Source organism: Cellulosimicrobium sp. 4261 (genome assembly GCF_040546915.1).
GTDB classification, from domain to species: Bacteria; Actinomycetota; Actinomycetes; order Actinomycetales; family Cellulomonadaceae; genus Cellulosimicrobium; species Cellulosimicrobium cinnabarinum.
In genome coordinates this window covers 257,513-274,261 of record NZ_JBEPOQ010000001.1, presented here as the reverse complement: position 1 = coordinate 274,261, position 16,749 = coordinate 257,513, and the positions used below count along the sequence as shown (strand labels likewise).

Sequence of the window (16,749 nt, the reverse complement as noted above, 5' to 3'; positions counted from 1 at the left end):
AGCCGCGATGAACCTCACCGCCGCGGCCCTCGTCCCGCTCCCCGTGGTCCTGCCGCTCGTCGCGGCCGGTCTCGCGCTCGCCCTCTGGCGCCACCCGCGCGCGCAGCGGATCATCACGGTGGCCGCGCTCGCGCTCGTCCTCGCGGCGGCCGTCGGCCTCCTGGTCGCGGCCGACTCGGGTCCGATCGTCGTCGACGTGGGCGGCTGGGCGGCGCCGGTCGGGATCGACCTCGTCGCGGACCGGCTCTCCTCGCTCATGCTCGTCGTGTCGAGCTTCGTCATGCTGTGCGTCCTGCTGTACTCGCTCGCGCAGGGCGTGGCGGACGGCGACGAGGAGGCGCCGGTCGCGATCTACCACCCGACGTTCATGGTCCTCGCGGCGGGCGTGTTCAACGCGTTCCTCTCCGGCGACCTGTTCAACCTCTACGTCGGGTTCGAGATCTTCCTCGCCGCGAGCTACGTGCTCCTCACGCTCGGCGGCACGGGCGAGCGCATCCGCGCCGGGTCGATCTACGTGGTCGTGGCGCTGCTCTCGTCGATCGTCTTCCTCGTCGCGATCGCGCTGACCTACGCCGCGACGGGCACGGTCAACCTCGCCCAGCTCTCGGAGCGGTACGCCGAGATCGACCCGGGCACGGCGCTCGCGATCCAGCTCCTGCTGCTGCTCGCGTTCGGCATCAAGGCGGCGATCTTCCCGCTGTCGGCGTGGCTGCCCGACTCCTACCCGACGGCGCCCGCGCCCGTCACCGCGGTCTTCGCGGGCCTGCTCACCAAGGTGGGCGTCTACGCGATCATCCGCACGCAGACGCTGCTCTTCCCGGAGGACAGCGTCGTCGACGACGTCCTCATGTGGCTCGCGCTGCTGACCATGGTCGTGGGCATCCTCGGCGCCGTCGCGCAGAACGACATCAAGCGACTCCTGTCGTTCACGCTCGTGAGCCACATCGGCTACATGATCTTCGGCATCGCGCTCGCGTCCGAGCCGGGCATGGCGGCCGCCATCTTCTACGTGGTGCACCACATCACCGTGCAGACGACGCTGTTCCTCGTCGTCGGCCTCGTGGAACGCCGCGGCGGCTCGACGTCGCTCGACCGGCTCGGCGGCCTCGCCAAGCTCGCGCCCGGTCTGGCGATCCTGTTCTTCATCCCCGCGATGAACCTCGCCGGCATCCCGCCGCTGTCGGGCTTCCTCGGCAAGGTCGGTCTCCTCGAGGAGGGCGTCGCGCAGGGCACGCCGCTCACGTGGGCGCTCGTCGTGGGGTCCGTCGTGACGTCGCTGCTCACGCTGTACGCGATCGTCAAGGCCTGGAACAAGGCCTTCTGGCAGACGGCGCCCGTCGAGATCCCCGCGGATGCTCGCCTCCCGCGCGGGATGGTCGGGCCGGCGACGGCGCTCGTCGCGTTCGGCCTCGCGCTCACCGTGGTCGCCGGCCCGCTCTACTCGTACACGGAGCGCGCCGCCGCGACGCTGCTCGACGGCCACACGTACGTCGACGCCGTGTTCCCGGGGAACTCCGACCGGGGGCAGGGCGAGTCGAGCGACGTCGCCACGGGCGAGACGGACGGCGCGGGACCCGTCAGCACCGAACCCGCCGGTGCGGACGGGGGTGCGGACGGATGAGCCTGCACCGCCGCCGCCGCGCGCTCGCCTCCGGCTGGTTCGCCCGCGTCACCACGCAGTGGCGCACCATCCTGTGGCTGACGATCGTCTGGGTCATGCTCTGGGGCGACCTGTCCGTGGGCAACGTGCTCGCGGGCGTCATCATCGGGTTCGCCGTCATCACGTTCTTCCCGCTGCCGTCGATCGCGGCGCGCGGGAAGTTCCGGCCGTGGCCGTTCCTCGTGCTCGTGGGGCGCTTCGTCTCCGACCTCGTCGTCGCGTCGTTCCAGGTGAGCCTCCTCGCGCTGAACCCGCGGCACACGCCGCGCGGCGCCGTCGTCGGGGTGCGCCTGCGGAACCCGTCCGACATCTACCTGACCATCACGGCCGAGCTGTCGTCGCTCGTCCCCGGCTCGATCGTCGTCGAGGCGCACCGCCTCACGGGGATGCTCTACCTGCACGTGCTCGACGTCGAGACCGCGGGCGGCGTGGAGAAGATCCGCGAGGACACGCTCGCGCTCGAGGCGCGCGTGCTGCACGCGTTCGCGTCGAACGACGAGCTGCGGGCCGCCGGCCTGTACGACGTCCCGTCCGCGCGAGAGGTGGCCGAGGCATGAGCGACACCGTCTACCTCGTGATCGTCGTGGCGAGCGCCGTGCTGCTCGCCGCGGGAGCCAGCCTCGCCGTCGCGCGCGCCGAGCGCGGTCCCTCGATGCTCGACCGCACGATCGCGCTCGACGTCTTCACGACGACGCTCGTCGGGGCGATCGCGCTCGAGGCCGCGTTCTCGCGGCGCACGGACACCATCCCGATCCTCGTCGTGCTGTCGCTCGTCGGGTTCGTGGGCTCGGTGACGATCGCGCGGTTCGCGTCGGTCGAGCCCGAGGACGAGGGCCGCATCCGCACGGCCGAGGAGATCGCGGCCGAGGACGCCGCCCGCCGCGAGGCCGAGGAGTCCGACCGGGACGCGGCGGTCGACGGCGAGCACCACGGTGGCGCGCCCGAGGGGGAGGTGCGCTGATGGACCCGACCACCGGCCTGTGGGACACGGTCGCCGACGTCGTCTCCGCCGTCTTCCTCCTGTGCGGCGCGTTCCTCGCGTTCGCCGCGGGCGTCGGCGTCGTGCGGTTCCCCGACCTCCTGGCGCGCATGCACGCCGCGACGAAGCCCCAGGTCCTCGGGCTGATCCTCGTGCTCGCGGGCCTGAGCCTGCGGCTGCGCTCGTGGGGTGCCGTCGCGACGCTGTTCCTCGTCGTCGTGTTCCAGCTCCTCACGTCGCCCGTCGCGGCGCACATGGTCGGTCGTGCCGGGTACCGCACGGGCAAGGTCCGCACCGACCTGCTCGTCGTCGACGAGCTCACGCGCGACCAGGAGGCGGCGGAGCGCGAGGACACGGGCGAGCACGACGACACGGACCGGCACGGCGAGCCGGGCGCGACCGGCGACGTCGAGCTCGCCGACACGAGCGACCCCGGGCCCGACGGCGCGGGCGACCCCGGGTCCGACGGCGCGGGTCGTGCCGCCGGTGCGGAGGGCCCGGCGCGCTGACGTCGCCTCGCGGCGCGTGCGCTGCCGGGCCCGGTGCCCGGGCCCTGCACGCCCGGCCCGGGCGCCCGGCCTCCGCGCGCGGGTCGTGCACGCGGCTGGTAGACCGGCAGCATGCCCGACGCCCCCACGCCCGCCCCGCCGCAGCCGGAGTCGCGCAACCCGCGCGTCGCGCGACCGGAGGGCGGCGGCGACAGCACGGTGACGGTGATCGTCGCGTTCCTCGCGAACGCGCTCATCGCGGGCGCGAAGACGGTCGCCGCGACGGTCACCGGCTCGGCGTCGATGCTCGCGGAGGCGGTCCACTCGTGGGCGGACACGGGCAACGAGATCTTCCTCCTCGTCGCCGACCGGCGCTCGCGCCGCCCGGCGGACACCGAGCACCCCCTCGGGTTCGGCCGCGAGGCGTACGTGTGGTCGATGTTCGCGGCGATCGGGCTGTTCGCCGTCGGCGCGGGGGTCTCGATCACGCACGGCATCCAGGAGCTGGTGCACCCCGAGCCGGCGGACAACTACGTCGTCGCCTACGCGGTCCTCGCCCTGGCGTTCGTGCTCGAGGGGGTGTCGTTCCTGCGCGCCCGGCGGCAGGCGCGTGCCGAGGCGCGGGCGGCGGACCGCGACACCCTGCACCACGTGCTCGTCACGTCGGACCCGACGCTGCGCGCGGTGTACGCGGAGGACGCCGCCGCGCTGATCGGCCTCGTGGTGGCGTTCGCGGGCGTCCTGGCGCACCAGCTCACCGGGTCGCCCGTGCCCGACGCCGTCGGGTCGATCGTCGTCGGCCTCGTCCTCGCGGTGGTGTCCGTGGTGCTCATCGACCGCAACCGGCGGTTCCTCGTGGGGGAGGCGGCGATGCCGGCGACGCGCGCCGCGGTGCTCGCGGGCATCCGCGACCTGCCGGAGGTCGAGCGCGTCACGTACCTGCGACTCGAGTACGTCGGGCCGCGCGCGCTGTACCTCGTGGCGAGCGTGGACCTGCGCGGGGACGAGTCGGAGACGTCCGTCGCCCGTCGGCTCGACGAGCTCGAGCGTCGGGTGACGTCCGTGCCGCTCATCGCGGGCGCGGTGTTCACGGTCTCCGCCCCGGAGGAGCCGTCGATCGTCTGACCTCGCGGTCGACCCGGCCATCGATCTTGCCGTCGACCCGGCCCTCGATCCGGCCGTCGACCGGGCGCAGAACGGACGAAGCGGTACACATCCACGGGCGCGATGGGTAAGGTCGGGCGATGGTCTCGCAGCGCACGCCCCGGCACCGCTCGGCGGGGGCGGCGCCCGCGCCGTCCCCCGTGACCCCGTCGTCGTCCGCGCCCGCACGACGGCGGGGCGGCCCGTTCGCCCGGCACCTGCGGTCCGGTCCGCGCGTCGCGGTGACGACGGGCGTCGTGGCCGCCCTGCTGCTGGGCCCGGCGCTCGGGCTCACGGCCGCCACGGTGACGGGCGAGATCCGTCCCGAGCACGCGGGTCCGTTCGGCCCCGTCGTCGCGGCGCTCCCGTGGCAGGGGACCTCTCCGCAGGAGTGGCTCGCGGGCCGGGACCCGCGCGACGACCGCGCGTCGCGCACCCTGGCCGACGCGCGCGACGACCTGCCCTCGGGCGTCCCCACCGCGCCGGGAGCGCCCGCGGCCGACGACGCCCCCACCGGCTCCGAGGCCTCGCCCGCGCCCGCGGCGGCCGAGGAGCCTCCCGCCGCCCCGGCACCGACGGGCACCCCGGAGGACGTGCCGCCCGCGGGCGAGGCGGACCCCGCCGGCCCGGACGACGCCACCGCGACGGGCCCGGTACCTGGCACCGCACCGGCCGACGCGGCGACTCCTGCCGCCGGGACCGCGACGGCCGCCGGAGCGGCGGCGCCGGGCGGAGCAGGTCCCGGGGCGATCACGGCGGAGGGCGCGGCGGTCGTCGAGCTGACGAACGCGGCGCGGGCCGCCGCCGGGTGCGAGCCGCTCGCCGTCGACGACCGCCTCACCGCTGCGGCGCAGCTCCACAGCGAGGACATGGACGCGCAGGGGTACATGGACCACACGAGCCTCGACGGCCGCTCGCCGTGGGACCGGGCGCACGCGCAGGGCTACCCGAACCCGGGCGCCGAGAACGTGGCGAAGGGCTACCGGACCGCCCAGGACGTGGTGCGCGGGTGGATGGACTCGCCCGGCCATCGCGCGAACATCCTCGACTGCGGCCTGCGGGAGATCGGCGTCGGGCACGCGAACGGGGCCTGGACCCAGGTCTTCGGCCGGGGCTGATCCCGGCCCCTCTCGTCGGCGGCGCACCGCCCGTCCCGCGTCTCGCGGGAGCGGGCCCACGCGCGGCGAATATCGCAGGTCCGCTATCTTATCGCCGGAAAGTGGAACGCTCCTGCTCGACGAGGAGCTCAGAATGGCCCCCACAGGATCCACCGGACCCGCCGCACCGACCCCGTCCACCGCCGCCCCCGTCGCGGAGGAGCCGCGGCGCGCCGCTGCCCGGCGGCTCCGCGAGGGGCTCTGCGAGCGCCTCGCCGTCTGGTCCGTGCCGGCACTGCGGGTCGCCCTCGGCCTCGTCTTCCTCGGCTTCGGGGTGCTCAAGTTCTTCCCGGGCGCGAGCCCGGCGGAGCAGATCGCGCGCCGCACGGTCGAGGCGCTGACCTTCGGCCTCGTCGACGGCACCGCCGCCGTGGTCCTCACGGCGGTCGTCGAGACGGCGGTCGGGCTCGCGCTCCTCACCGGTCGCGCGCTGCGGGCGGGGCTCGTCGTGCTCGCCGTCACGCTGGCCGGCGTCCTCTCCCCGGTCGCGCTCTTCCCGGGCGACCTGTTCGGCGACGGCATGACCCTCATGGGTCAGTACGTGCTCAAGGACGTCGTCCTCGTGGCCGCCGCCGGGGTGGTGGCGGCGGCGACGCTCGGCGCCCGGTTCACGCTCGCGGCGCCGGAGCCGGCGCGCGCTCCGGCGGCGTGAGACCGGGGCCGTCGGTCCGTCCCCGGCGGCCTCAGCCCACCGGCGCCGACGCGGTCGCCCGGGCCTCGCGATCGAGGAGGCTGCGCTTGACGTCCAGGCCGTAGCGGAAGCCGCCGAGGCTGCCGTCCGTGCGCAGCACGCGGTGGCAGGGCACGAACAGGGCCGCCGCGTTCATCGCGCAGGCGCCCGCGGCGGCACGGACGGCGGCGGGCCGCCCCGACAGCTCCGCGTACCGGGTGTAGGTCACCGGGTCGCCGGGCTCGACCGTGCGCAGCACGTCCCACGCGTGCGCGCGGTAGGGTCCCGAGGCCTGTCGCACCGGCACGGCGTCGATCGCCCGCACGTCGCCCGCGTAGTAGGCCCGGACCGCGGCGACGGCGGTCGCGACGGCGGGGTCGTCGTCGGGCACGGGGGTCACCTCCGCGGGGCGCAGCCCGGGGTGCACGAGGGCGACGAGGGACGCGGCGTCGTCGGTCCAGCCGGACGCGAGGACCGCGCCGGCGGCGTCGACGACGACCGTGAACGGACCGTCGGGCGTGGTGAGCGTCGTGGTGACGGCCGGGCTCGTGCCTGCCGTCGCGGTGGTGGTGGGAGCGGGTGCGGTGGTCACGGGGTCTCCTTCGGAGGGGTCGGGGCAGGCGCGGAGGCGCGCCAGAGGTGCATCGCGGCGTACGAGCGCCACGGCGCCCAGCGCTCGGCGCGGGCGGCGAGCGCGCGGCGGTCGTCGGGCAGGCCGAGCGCGGCGGCACCCGCGCGGAGGGCGAGGTCGCCGTCGAGCAGGACGTCGGGGTCGTGCAGCACGCGCATCGCCACGTACCCGGACGTCCACGGCCCGACGCCGGGCATCGCCTCGAGCGCCGCGCGCTGGGCCGCGGGGTCGTCGGCCGGGGAGAGGGCGAGCGACCCGTCGGCGAGCGCGTGCGCGACGCCGAGCACCGCCGCCGTGCGCCGGGCGGGGCCGCGCAGGTGGTCCGCGCCCCCGGCGGCGAGCTGCGCGGGCGTCGGGAACAGGCGTGTCGGCCCGAACCGCGACGCGAACGGCGTCCCGAGCGCGACGGCGAGCCGCGACAGGTGCGTCCGCGCGGCCGCGACCGAGATCTGCTGCCCGACGAGCGCGCGCACGAGGATCTCGGCGGCGTCCACCGCCCCCGGGACGCGGATCCCCGGGACCGCGTGGACCGACGCGGCGAGCGCCGGGTCCGCGGCGAGGGCGGCGTCCACGGCCGCGGGGTCGGCGTCGAGGTCGAACAGCCGCCGGACGCGCGCGATCGCCGCCGGGAGGTCGGCCACGGACGTCAGCTCGAGCTCCACGTGGAAGCGCGGCGGGCGCCGTCGGGTCCCGGGCGGCGGCCCGTAGGTGGCTCGGAGAGCGCCCGGCCCGTGCGGCAGCGCGAGCGTGCGCGCGTAGGAGAGCAGCGGGCCGTCGAGGTCGACGACCTCGACGCCGTCCACCGCACGCGCCGCGAGGAACGCGAACACGCCGTGGGCGTCGAACGGCTCGCGCAGCGGGAGGGTGAGGTCGAGCGCGGCGGTGGCGCCGCCGTCGTCCGCGGGGGACCCGGCGGTCTCGGCGCGCGAGCCGGGGTCGCCGGTCGACGTCGCCCGGTCGGGCCGGGCGCGACGGCGCAGCTCGCCCGGCGTCGTGTCGAAGACCTCGGCGACCGTGTCGTTGAACTGACGCACGCTGCCGAAGCCGGCGGCGAACGCGACGTCGGCCAGCCGCAGGTCGGTCCCGGTGAGCAGGGCGCGCGCCGTCTGGGCGCGCACCGCACGGGCGAGCGCGACCGGACCGGCGCCGAGCTCCGCGACGAGCACGCGGTGCACGTGCCGGGCCGAGTAGCCGAGGCGGGCGGCGAGGCCGTCGACGCCCTCGCGGTCCACGACGCCGTCCGCGACGAGGCGCATGGCCCGGGCCGACAGGTCGTGCCCGAGGTCCCAGCTCGGCGTGCCCGGCACCGCCTCCGGGAGGCAGCGCTTGCACGCGCGGTAGCCGGCCTCGTGGGCGGCGGCCGAGGTGAGGTAGAAGGTGACGTTCTCGGGCTTCGGGGTACGCGCCGGGCACGACGGCCGGCAGTAGATGCCGGTGCTGCTCACGGCGGTGATGAACTGCCCGTCGAAGCGGCGGTCGCGCGACGCGATGGCGCGGTAGCGCTCGGCGAACACGGGGTCCGTGGTCGCCGGGCGCGTCGCGAGGGTCGTCGTCATGACTCGATCCTCACCCGCCGGACCACGCGCTGGCTAGCGGGATTCGGACACGACGGTGAGCGGCGTCAGACGCGTGCGTCGAGCCAGTCGAGGACCTCGCGCAGGTACGTCGACCGGGCAGGCTCGGGGGAGAGCGCGAGGTCGTGCGCGCCGCCCTCGACCGTGACGACCGTGACGTCGTCGCCCAGCCGCTCGGCCCGCGACGTGATGTGCCCGACGTCGAGCACGCTGTCGGTCGTGAGCAGGGCGTCGTGCCAGCCCGACGCCGGGCCGCTGCGCGCGGAGGCGAGCACGAGCACCGGGCAGTCGACGTGGAGCCCGCGCGCGACGCGGGCGTGGCCGCGGCGCACCGCCCGCAGGAACCCGGCGCGCACGGGGAACCCCTCGATCGGCTTCCACGCGAGGTCGAAGTCCCACTCGCCGCCGGTGCCCGCGTGCAGCGCCTCCGCCCAGTGCGGGTCGAGCGCGCCCACGACGAGCCGCGGCGCGACCCGCCCGACGACGTCGACCACCCACGTCACCGGGCCCCGGAACACCCACGGCTTGTTGAGGTCGAACCACGGGCTGTTGAGCACGAGCGCCGCGAGCCGGCCGGGCCGCGCGTCGGCCCACAGGCTCGCGAGGAGGCCCCCGGTCGAGTGCCCCAGCACCACGATCCGGTCGTGGCCCTCGGCGCGCACCGCGCGCGCCGCCGCGTCGAGGTCCTGCGCGTAGACGGCGAGGTCGGTGACGAAGTTCGGGTCGTCGTCGGGCCGCGACGGCGCGCCCGTGCCGCGGCCGATCGAGCGCCCGTAGCCGCGCAGGTCGACGGCGTAGAACCGGTATCCGCGCGCCTCGACGGCCTCCGCGACGTGCGTCTGGAAGAAGTAGTCGATGAACCCGTGCACGTACAGCACCGCGGGCCGGTCGCCCGCAGGCGCCGCGGCGTCGCGCCGCACCAGGGTCGCCACCGCACCGTCCGGGAGGTCGAGGTCGCGCGCGACCCAGTCCCCGCCCAGCACGTCGGGCCGCCAGGTCCCGTCCGTCCGCGTCGCCTCGTCCACCGCCGCCTCCTCGCTGCTCCCGGCACCGCCGGCCCGACCCCTCTGCCGTGCCAGGGTCCCACGTCGTGCGCACCCGCGGCCGCCGACGGGCGGTAGCGTGACGCGGATGACGAGCGAGATCCTCGCCCGCGTCGACGACGGCGTCGGGCACCTCACCCTGGACCGGCCCCGCGCGCTCAACGCGCTCGGGTACTCGATGCTCGGCGAGATCGCCGACGTGCTGGACGAGTGGCGCGTCGACCCGACCGTGCGTCTCGTGCTGCTCGACGGCGCGGGCGACCGCGGCCTGTGCGCGGGCGGCGACATCCGCGAGCTGCACGCGTCGGTCGTCGCCGGGCAGCAGGCCGACGCGCGCCGGTACTTCCGGCGCGAGTACGCGGTCGACGCGGCGCTCGCGGAGCTGCCCGTGCCCGTCGTGACGATCATGGACGGCATCACGATGGGCGGCGGCGTCGGCCTCGCGGCCCACGCGCCGGTCCGCGTCGTCACCGAGCGCTCGCGCGTCGCGATGCCCGAGACGCGGATCGGCTTCACGCCCGACGTCGGTGGGTCGTGGCTCCTCGCCCGCGCGCCCGGGCGGCTGGGGGAGATGCTCGCGCTCGGCGCGGTGACGATGGACGCCGCCGACGCGATCCACGCCGGGCTCGCCGACCACTACGTGCCGAGCGAACGGCTGCCCGTGCTCGGCGCGGACCTCGCCGCGCTCGCGGGCGCGGGCGTCGACCCGCTCGACGTCGAGGCCGTGCGCGAGGTCGTGCGGCGGCACGCTCTCCCGACGCCGGTGTCCGGGCTCGTCGCGCGCCGGACCGCGATCGACGCCGCGTACGCGGCGGACACGGCGCCGGAGATCGTGGCGCGCCTGCGCGCGGCCGCCGCGGAGGGCGACGAGCGCGCGGGCGCGGAGGCGGACGAGCTCGAACGGCTGTCGCCCACGGCGGTCACCGTCGCGCTCGCGGCCGTGCGGAGCGCGCGCGGCCTGCCCGACCTCCGCGCCGCGCTCGCCCAGGAGTACGGGCTCGTCTGCTGGTTCGTCGACACGCAGCCGGACCTCGTCGAGGGGATCCGCGCGCAGGTGGTCGACAAGGACCGCGACCCGTCGTGGCGCCCCGCGACGCTCGAGGAGGTCGACCCCGCGCTCGGCGCCGAGGCGCTCGCCTACGTGCCCGCGGAGGCGCTGTGGGACGACGCCCTCAGCCCGCGGCTCGCGCGCCGCGCGGTCGAGGCCGTCGTGCGCCGGTTCGGCGAGGGGGAGCCGACGCCCGACGAGCTCGCCGAGGCGCACGACGACCTCGTCGTCGAGCTCGTGGAACGGCACGAGGACGGGAGCACCGTGGTGCACCTCGCCGACACGTGCGGCGAGCACTTCCTCGACGGCTACTGGCCCGCCGTGCGGCTCGACGCCGTCGGTGACGTCGTCGAGGTCACCGTCGAGTCCTGAGCGGTCCTGGACGCACGACAGCCCGCCCCGGTGCTCCGGGGCGGGCCGTCGTGTCGTGCGGGGTGCGGGCCGCTCAGTCGGTCGGCGGGCGCAGCCGCGTCGCGTCGTCGATCTCGTCGTCGGGACCGGCCTGCGCGCCCGGGCCGTCCTGGCCGGCGCCCGGCTGCGGCGGGAGCGGCTGGGTCGGTGCCGGCGGCTGGTGCGGCGGCAGCGGCTGGGTCGCGCCCGGCGCGACGGGCGGCTGCGCGGGCAGCGGCGTCGTCGGGGACGACTGCGGGTGCGGCGCGCCGGGGGGCGCGAACGGCGCGGCACCCGGGTAGCCGCCCTGCTGCGGCGGTGCCGGCGGCTGGCTGCCGTACGGGCCACCCTGCTGGCCCGGGCCGGACGGCGTCCCGTAGCCCTGCGGCTGGCCGGGCTGACCCGGGTACTGGCCCTGCTGGCCGGGGTACTGGCCGGGCTGACCCGGGTACTGACCCGGCTGGCCCGGGGCTCCGGGGTACTGGCCCTGCTGGCCGGGGTGCGCGCCGGGCTGGCCGTACTGACCCGGGTACTGGCCCTGCTGGCCCTGACCGGGGTACTGGCCCTGCTGGCCGGGCTGGCCCGGGTACGGCTGCTGGCCGGGGTACTGGCCCTGCTGACCGGGCTGACCCGGGTACTGCCCCGGGGCGCCGTAGACGCCCTGCTGGCCGGGCTGGCCGGGCTGGCCGGGCTGGCCGGGGTACCCGCCCTGCGGGAAGCCGGTGCCCTGGCCGTCCTGCGTGCCGGGCTTGGAGCGGAGCACGAGCCACAGCACGAGGCCGATGATGCCGAGCAGCACGAGGCCGCCGACCAGGAACCAGATCCACGCCGACGAGCCGGACTCGTCGGAGCTCCCGGCGTCGGGCGCGGTCGCGCCGTCGTCGGTCCCCTCGTCCGTGCCCTCGTCGGAGCCGGAGCCGGAGCCGGAGCCGGAGCCCGCGGAGCCGCCGGGCAGGGCCGAGCCGCGTGCCGTCATCTCGTTGACCTCGCCGACCACCGGCGTCCACGTCACGGTGTTGCCGTCGACCTCGCCGTTGGACTCCGCCACCTCGCCGGGGAACGTGATGGCGATCTTGATGTCGAGACCCTCCATCATCTGCCGCGACATCTCGTCGGTCGCCGCGTCACCCGTGTCCGGGTTGAACTCCTCGCCCGTCATGTCCATCGAGCCGCTCACGACGTAGTCGTCGCCCTCGCGGGTGACGGAGATCGAGTCGGCGGCGCCGGTGTCGAGCTGCGCGATCGGCTGGTCGGCGTAGGTGATCTTGGTGCCGGTGTAGCCGTCCTGCGCGTACGGCTCCTGCGTCGCGCCCTCCGGCATCTCGGACTCCATCTCGGAGCCCATCTGGTCCCAGAGCTCCTGGGGGTCCGACCCCATCGACTTGGCGACCTCGTCGGAGAACGCCATGACGACGCTGCCGTCGAACGTGTCGTCCTCGTTGAGGGTGATGGCCATGTCCATCCTCATGCACCCCGTGAGGAACAGTGCGAGGGTGGCGAGGAGGGCACCGAGGCCGAGTCGTCTGCGCAAGGGTGAGGAGTTCACCCGCCCAGCATGTCGCGGATCGTCGCCCGGGGCGAGGGTCGATGCCGTTTTGAGACGGAATGCGGCCGGACTTCATCCGCTCCGGGACGCGGGCGGGCGGGGAGAGGGCGTCCGGGGGTGCCGATCGAAGTTGAGCGGAATACACTCAACTTAGGAGTCGTTCCACTGGTCAGACCATCTTTTCGAGCATCACACGGAGCACCTATGGAAACGAAGTTCACCACGATGTCGCAGCAGGCGATCGGCGAGGCGATCCAGACCGCGTCGGCCGCCGGCAACCCCCAGCTCGAGCCGACCCACCTCCTGGCCGCGCTGCTCACTCAGGAGGGCGGCGTCGCCGTCGGGCTCCTCGACGCCGTCGGCGCGGACAAGCAGGCCGTGGGGCAGAAGGTTCGCGCCGCGCTCGTCGCGCTGCCCACCGCGAGCGGCTCGGCCGTCGCGCAGCCGACGCCGTCGCGCGCCACGTCCGCGGCGCTCGACGCCGCCGCGAAGGAGGCCCAGGCGCTCGGCGACGAGTACGTGTCGACGGAGCACCTGCTCCTCGGGATCGCGGCAGGGTCGTCGCAGGCCGCGACGATCCTCCAGCAGGCCGGTGCCACGGCCGAGGCCCTGCGCTCCGCGCTGCCCGCCGTCCGGGGCGGCGCGCGCGTGACGAGCCCCAACCCCGAGGGCACCTACAAGGCGCTCGAGCAGTACGGGACCGACCTCACGGCGCGCGCGGCCGAGGGGAAGCTCGACCCCGTCATCGGGCGCGACTCCGAGATCCGGCGCGTCGTGCAGGTGCTCAGCCGCCGCACCAAGAACAACCCGGTGCTCATCGGTGAGCCGGGCGTCGGCAAGACGGCCGTCGTCGAGGGCCTCGCCCAGCGCATCGTCGCGGGCGACGTCCCGACGTCGCTGCAGGGCAAGCGCCTCGTGTCGCTCGACCTCGCGAGCATGGTCGCGGGCGCGAAGTACCGCGGCGAGTTCGAGGAGCGCCTCAAGGCCGTCCTGGAGGAGATCAAGTCCTCCGACGGCGAGGTCGTCACGTTCATCGACGAGCTGCACACGGTCGTCGGGGCGGGCGCGGGCGGCGAGGGCGCCATGGACGCGGGCAACATGCTCAAGCCGATGCTCGCGCGCGGCGAGCTGCGCCTCGTCGGCGCGACCACGCTCGACGAGTACCGCGAGTACATCGAGAAGGACCCCGCGCTCGAGCGCCGGTTCCAGCAGGTGTTCGTCGGGGAGCCCTCCGTCGAGGACACGGTCGCGATCCTGCGCGGCCTCAAGGAGCGGTACGAGGCGCACCACAAGGTGACGATCGCCGACTCGGCGCTCGTCGCGGCGGCGTCGCTCTCCGACCGGTACATCACGGGCCGCCAGCTCCCGGACAAGGCGATCGACCTCGTCGACGAGGCGGCGTCGCGCCTGCGCATGGAGCTCGACTCCTCGCCGATCGAGATCGACGAGCTGCAGCGCGCCGTCACGCGCCTCGAGATGGAGGAGGTCGTGCTGTCCGAGTCGACCGACCCCGCGTCGCTCGAACGGCTCGAGAAGCTGCGCGCCGACCTCGCGGACCGTCGTGAGGAGCTCGCCGCGCTCACCGCGCGGTGGGAGGCCGAGAAGGCGGGCCACAACCGCGTCGGCGACCTGCGCGCCAAGCTCGACGAGCTGCGCGTCCAGGTCGAGCGCGCGATCCGCGAGGGCGACCTCGAGACCGCGGGCCGGCTGCAGTACGGCGAGATCCCGCAGGTGCAGCGCGAGCTCGACGAGGCCGAGGCGGCCGAGCAGGCCGACGACGCGTTCGCCGCGTCCGGCCCCGAGGCCGCGCCGATGATCGCGGACAAGGTCGGCGCCGACGAGATCGCGGAGGTCGTGTCCGCGTGGACGGGCATCCCCGCCGGCCGCATGCTCCAGGGCGAGAGCGAGAAGCTCCTGCACATGGAGGAGGTCATCGGGGAGCGCCTCATCGGCCAGCAGGCCGCCGTCCGCTCGGTGTCCGACGCCGTCCGCCGCTCGCGCGCGGGCGTCGCCGACCCGGACCGCCCCACGGGCTCGTTCCTCTTCCTCGGCCCCACGGGCGTCGGCAAGACGGAGCTCGCGAAGTCGCTCGCCGACTTCCTCTTCGACGACGAGCGCGCCATGGTGCGCATCGACATGTCCGAGTACTCCGAGAAGCACTCGGTCGCCCGGCTCGTCGGCGCGCCCCCGGGGTACGTCGGCTACGAGGAGGGCGGCCAGCTCACCGAGGCCGTCCGGCGTCGGCCGTACTCGGTCGTGCTGCTCGACGAGGTCGAGAAGGCGCACCCCGAGGTCTTCGACATCCTGCTGCAGGTGCTCGACGACGGCCGTCTCACCGACGGCCAGGGCCGCACGGTCGACTTCCGCAACGTCATCCTCGTGCTGACGTCGAACCTCGGCTCGCAGTTCCTCGTCGACCCGATGCTCGACGACGCGGAGAAGCGCGAGGCCGTGATGAGCACGGTGCGCGCGTCCTTCAAGCCGGAGTTCCTCAACCGGCTCGACGACGTCATCGTGTTCGAGCCGCTGACGATCGAGGAGCTGGGCCGGATCGTCGACATCCAGGTCGCCGCGCTCGGCCGGCGCCTCGCGGACCGGCGCATCACGCTCGACGTGACGACCGCCGCCCGCGAGTGGCTCGCGCTCGAGGGGTTCGACCCGGCGTACGGTGCGCGCCCGCTGCGCCGCCTCGTGCAGCGCGAGATCGGTGACCGCCTCGCGCGGATGCTGCTCTCGGGCGACGTCGCCGACGGCGACGTCGTGCGGGTCGACCGCGACCCCGAGGGCGGCGGCCTCGCCCTCGGCACGGAGATCCTCACGGCCTGACCCGACCGGCGGCCCGTGCCACGTCCTGCCCCCGCGGGCAGGTGCGGCACGGGCCGCGGTGCCGTCCGGCACGGTCGGCCCTCCCGGCCGCGCGTCGTCGCGGCGACCGGGACATACTCGGTCCGTGCCGACCGACGAGACGACCTCTTCCGCGACCACCGCCCCGCAGCGGCGGCCCGACGACGTCCCGCGCCGCTCCGCGGTCATCGTCAACCCGAACCGTGTCGAAGGGCTGGACGCGCTGCGCGAGCTGATCGTCACGCGACTCACGGACGCCGGGTGGCCCGAGCCCGCGTGGCTCGAGACGACGGCCGAGGACCCGGGGACGGGGCAGGCGCGTCAGGCCGTCGAGGACGGCGCCGAGGTGGTCTTCGTGAGCGGCGGCGACGGCACGGTCCGCGCCGTCGTGGAGGGGCTCGCGGGCACCGACGCCGCGCTCGCGATCCTGCCCGGCGGCACGGGCAACCTGCTCGCGGTGAACCTCGGTGTCCCGTCGGACGCCGAGGAGGGCATCCGGCTCGTGCTGCGCGGCGGCAGGCGCACCATCGACGTCGGGGTGGCCGACGGCCAGACGTTCGCGATCATGGCCGGCATGGGCCTCGACGCCGCGATGATGCAGGACGCGCCGACGGCGCTCAAGGCCCGCGCCGGGTCGGTCGCGTACGTCTTCTCCGCGCTCAAGCACCTGGCCGACGACGAGATGCACGTCGAGGTCACCGTCGACGGGCGCACGCGCCGGCGCCGCGCGCGCACCGTCGTGGTCGGGAACGTCGGGCGGCTCCAGGCGGGGACGAACCTCCTCCCGGACGCCGAGCCCGACAACGGCCGGCTCGAGGTCGCGATCATCGCGCCGCGCAACGTGCGGCACTGGTTCCAGCTCCTGTGGGGCGTGGTGCGCGGCAAGAGCCGGGTGCCGAGCCGCGAGGTCGTGCGGGGGCGCGAGGTGTCCGTCGTGTCCGACCGGCCGCAGCCCCGCCAGCTCGACGGCGACGTCATCGAGCCGGACGAGCGCCTCGACATCAGCGTGCGGCCCCGAGCCCTGCACGTGTGCGTCTACCACCCGGAGGAGTCCCAGGACCTCCGGCGCGGCGCGCCGGGCCACCGCTGAGCGCCGGTTCCGGCGGCGCGGCCCCCGGACGACCCTGTCGCCGGTGCCGCTCCTCGGGCACGATGTGCGCATGAGCGCTCCCCAGCCCGGCCCCGAGACGTGGTCGCCGACCGCCGCGTACGGCACCTCGTCCCCCGTCCCCGCGCGCCGCTCCCCGCTGACGGTCACGGCGTTCGTCGCCGGTGTCGTGACCGTGCTCGTCGGCGGGGTGGCGTCGCTGGCGCTCCCGCTCGTGCTGTCGTCGGGGTACGACCCCACGGCGGTCGGCCTGCTCCAGCTCGCGCGCGGCACGCTGACGGGCCTGCTCGCGCTCGTCGCGACCGTCACCGGCACCGTCGCGCTCGTGCGGCGTCAGCCGGGCACCGGGCTCGCGGCGGCCGGTACGGCGCTCGGCGCGTCGGCACTGTTCGGCATCGTGAGCGGGCTCGTCCAGGGTGCGCTGTACCAGGTGTTCTGAGTGGTGCGCCGACCTCGTGCGAGGGTGCG

General features: G+C 75.5%; 15 protein-coding genes. 11 read left to right on the top strand and 4 right to left on the bottom strand.

What is annotated here, in order from left to right:
• The first annotated feature begins 7 nt into the window (after window positions 1–7).
• The 7 genes from ABIE39_RS01260 to ABIE39_RS01230 all read left to right on the top strand — a co-directional run bounded on the left by ABIE39_RS01260 (window position 8) and on the right by ABIE39_RS01230 (window position 6,079).
• A complete protein-coding gene (locus tag ABIE39_RS01260) occupies window positions 8–1,621 on the top strand; it encodes a Na+/H+ antiporter subunit D (protein ID WP_175007483.1) in 1,614 nt (537 codons plus the stop codon).
• Window positions 1,618–2,217, top strand: coding sequence for a Na+/H+ antiporter subunit E (locus ABIE39_RS01255; RefSeq protein ID WP_074805261.1), 600 nt, complete (start codon window positions 1,618–1,620; stop codon window positions 2,215–2,217). The genes ABIE39_RS01260 and ABIE39_RS01255 overlap by 4 nt, the downstream gene beginning before the upstream one ends.
• Complete coding sequence (locus tag ABIE39_RS01250) at window positions 2,214–2,621, top strand: MrpF/PhaF family protein (RefSeq protein WP_175007484.1); 408 nt, start codon at window positions 2,214–2,216, stop codon at window positions 2,619–2,621. Before ABIE39_RS01255 ends, ABIE39_RS01250 begins: the two co-directional genes overlap by 4 nt.
• The gene (gene mnhG / locus ABIE39_RS01245; RefSeq protein ID WP_175007485.1) at window positions 2,621–3,148 is read left to right on the top strand and encodes a monovalent cation/H(+) antiporter subunit G; all 528 of its coding nucleotides are present in this window, start codon (window positions 2,621–2,623) and stop codon (window positions 3,146–3,148) included. Before ABIE39_RS01250 ends, mnhG begins: the two co-directional genes overlap by 1 nt.
• 111 nt (window positions 3,149–3,259) lie before the next feature.
• The gene (locus ABIE39_RS01240) at window positions 3,260–4,252 is read left to right on the top strand and encodes a cation diffusion facilitator family transporter (protein WP_354050067.1); all 993 of its coding nucleotides are present in this window, start codon (window positions 3,260–3,262) and stop codon (window positions 4,250–4,252) included.
• 119 nt (window positions 4,253–4,371) lie between these two features.
• Window positions 4,372–5,388, top strand: a complete 1,017-nt coding sequence (locus ABIE39_RS01235) for a CAP domain-containing protein (RefSeq protein ID WP_354050066.1) — start codon at window positions 4,372–4,374, stop codon at window positions 5,386–5,388.
• A gap of 133 nt (window positions 5,389–5,521) precedes the next feature.
• On the top strand, window positions 5,522–6,079 hold the full coding sequence (locus ABIE39_RS01230) for a DoxX family membrane protein (RefSeq protein ID WP_354050064.1): 558 nt from the start codon (window positions 5,522–5,524) through the stop codon (window positions 6,077–6,079).
• Between the two features lie 31 nt (window positions 6,080–6,110).
• On the opposite strand, the gene ABIE39_RS01225 is transcribed toward ABIE39_RS01230, so the two are convergent.
• The 3 genes from ABIE39_RS01225 to ABIE39_RS01215 all read right to left on the bottom strand — a co-directional run bounded on the left by ABIE39_RS01225 (window position 6,111) and on the right by ABIE39_RS01215 (window position 9,327).
• On the bottom strand, window positions 6,111–6,689 hold the full coding sequence (locus tag ABIE39_RS01225) for a methylated-DNA--[protein]-cysteine S-methyltransferase (protein ID WP_209828160.1): 579 nt from the start codon (window positions 6,687–6,689) through the stop codon (window positions 6,111–6,113).
• Window positions 6,686–8,284: an AlkA N-terminal domain-containing protein gene (locus tag ABIE39_RS01220; protein WP_354050062.1), complete on the bottom strand. Its 1,599-nt coding sequence runs from the start codon at window positions 8,282–8,284 to the stop codon at window positions 6,686–6,688. Before ABIE39_RS01220 ends, ABIE39_RS01225 begins: the two co-directional genes overlap by 4 nt.
• A gap of 65 nt (window positions 8,285–8,349) precedes the next feature.
• On the bottom strand, window positions 8,350–9,327 hold the full coding sequence (locus tag ABIE39_RS01215) for an alpha/beta hydrolase (protein WP_354050060.1): 978 nt from the start codon (window positions 9,325–9,327) through the stop codon (window positions 8,350–8,352).
• A 106-nt stretch (window positions 9,328–9,433) separates the two neighbouring features.
• On the opposite strand from ABIE39_RS01215, the gene ABIE39_RS01210 reads away from it, so the two are divergent.
• Complete coding sequence (locus ABIE39_RS01210) at window positions 9,434–10,765, top strand: enoyl-CoA hydratase/isomerase family protein (RefSeq protein WP_354050058.1); 1,332 nt, start codon at window positions 9,434–9,436, stop codon at window positions 10,763–10,765.
• A gap of 73 nt (window positions 10,766–10,838) precedes the next feature.
• On the opposite strand, the gene ABIE39_RS01205 is transcribed toward ABIE39_RS01210, so the two are convergent.
• Window positions 10,839–12,239 (bottom strand): LppM family (lipo)protein, encoded by a 1,401-nt coding sequence (locus ABIE39_RS01205; protein WP_354050056.1) that lies wholly within the window; start codon window positions 12,237–12,239, stop codon window positions 10,839–10,841.
• A 294-nt stretch (window positions 12,240–12,533) separates the two neighbouring features.
• On the opposite strand from ABIE39_RS01205, the gene clpB reads away from it, so the two are divergent.
• The 3 genes from clpB (at window position 12,534) to ABIE39_RS01190 (ending at window position 16,720) form a co-directional block, all read left to right on the top strand.
• Complete coding sequence (clpB, locus tag ABIE39_RS01200; protein ID WP_209828172.1) at window positions 12,534–15,155, top strand: ATP-dependent chaperone ClpB; 2,622 nt, start codon at window positions 12,534–12,536, stop codon at window positions 15,153–15,155.
• Window positions 15,156–15,279: 124 nt separating this feature from the next.
• Window positions 15,280–16,263, top strand: coding sequence for a diacylglycerol kinase family protein (locus ABIE39_RS01195; RefSeq protein WP_175007491.1), 984 nt, complete (start codon window positions 15,280–15,282; stop codon window positions 16,261–16,263).
• 70 nt (window positions 16,264–16,333) lie between these two features.
• Window positions 16,334–16,720 carry a hypothetical protein gene (locus ABIE39_RS01190; protein WP_175007492.1) on the top strand — a complete coding sequence of 129 codons (387 nt, stop codon included), beginning with the start codon at window positions 16,334–16,336 and terminating at the stop codon, window positions 16,718–16,720.
• Window positions 16,721–16,749 lie beyond the last annotated feature (29 nt).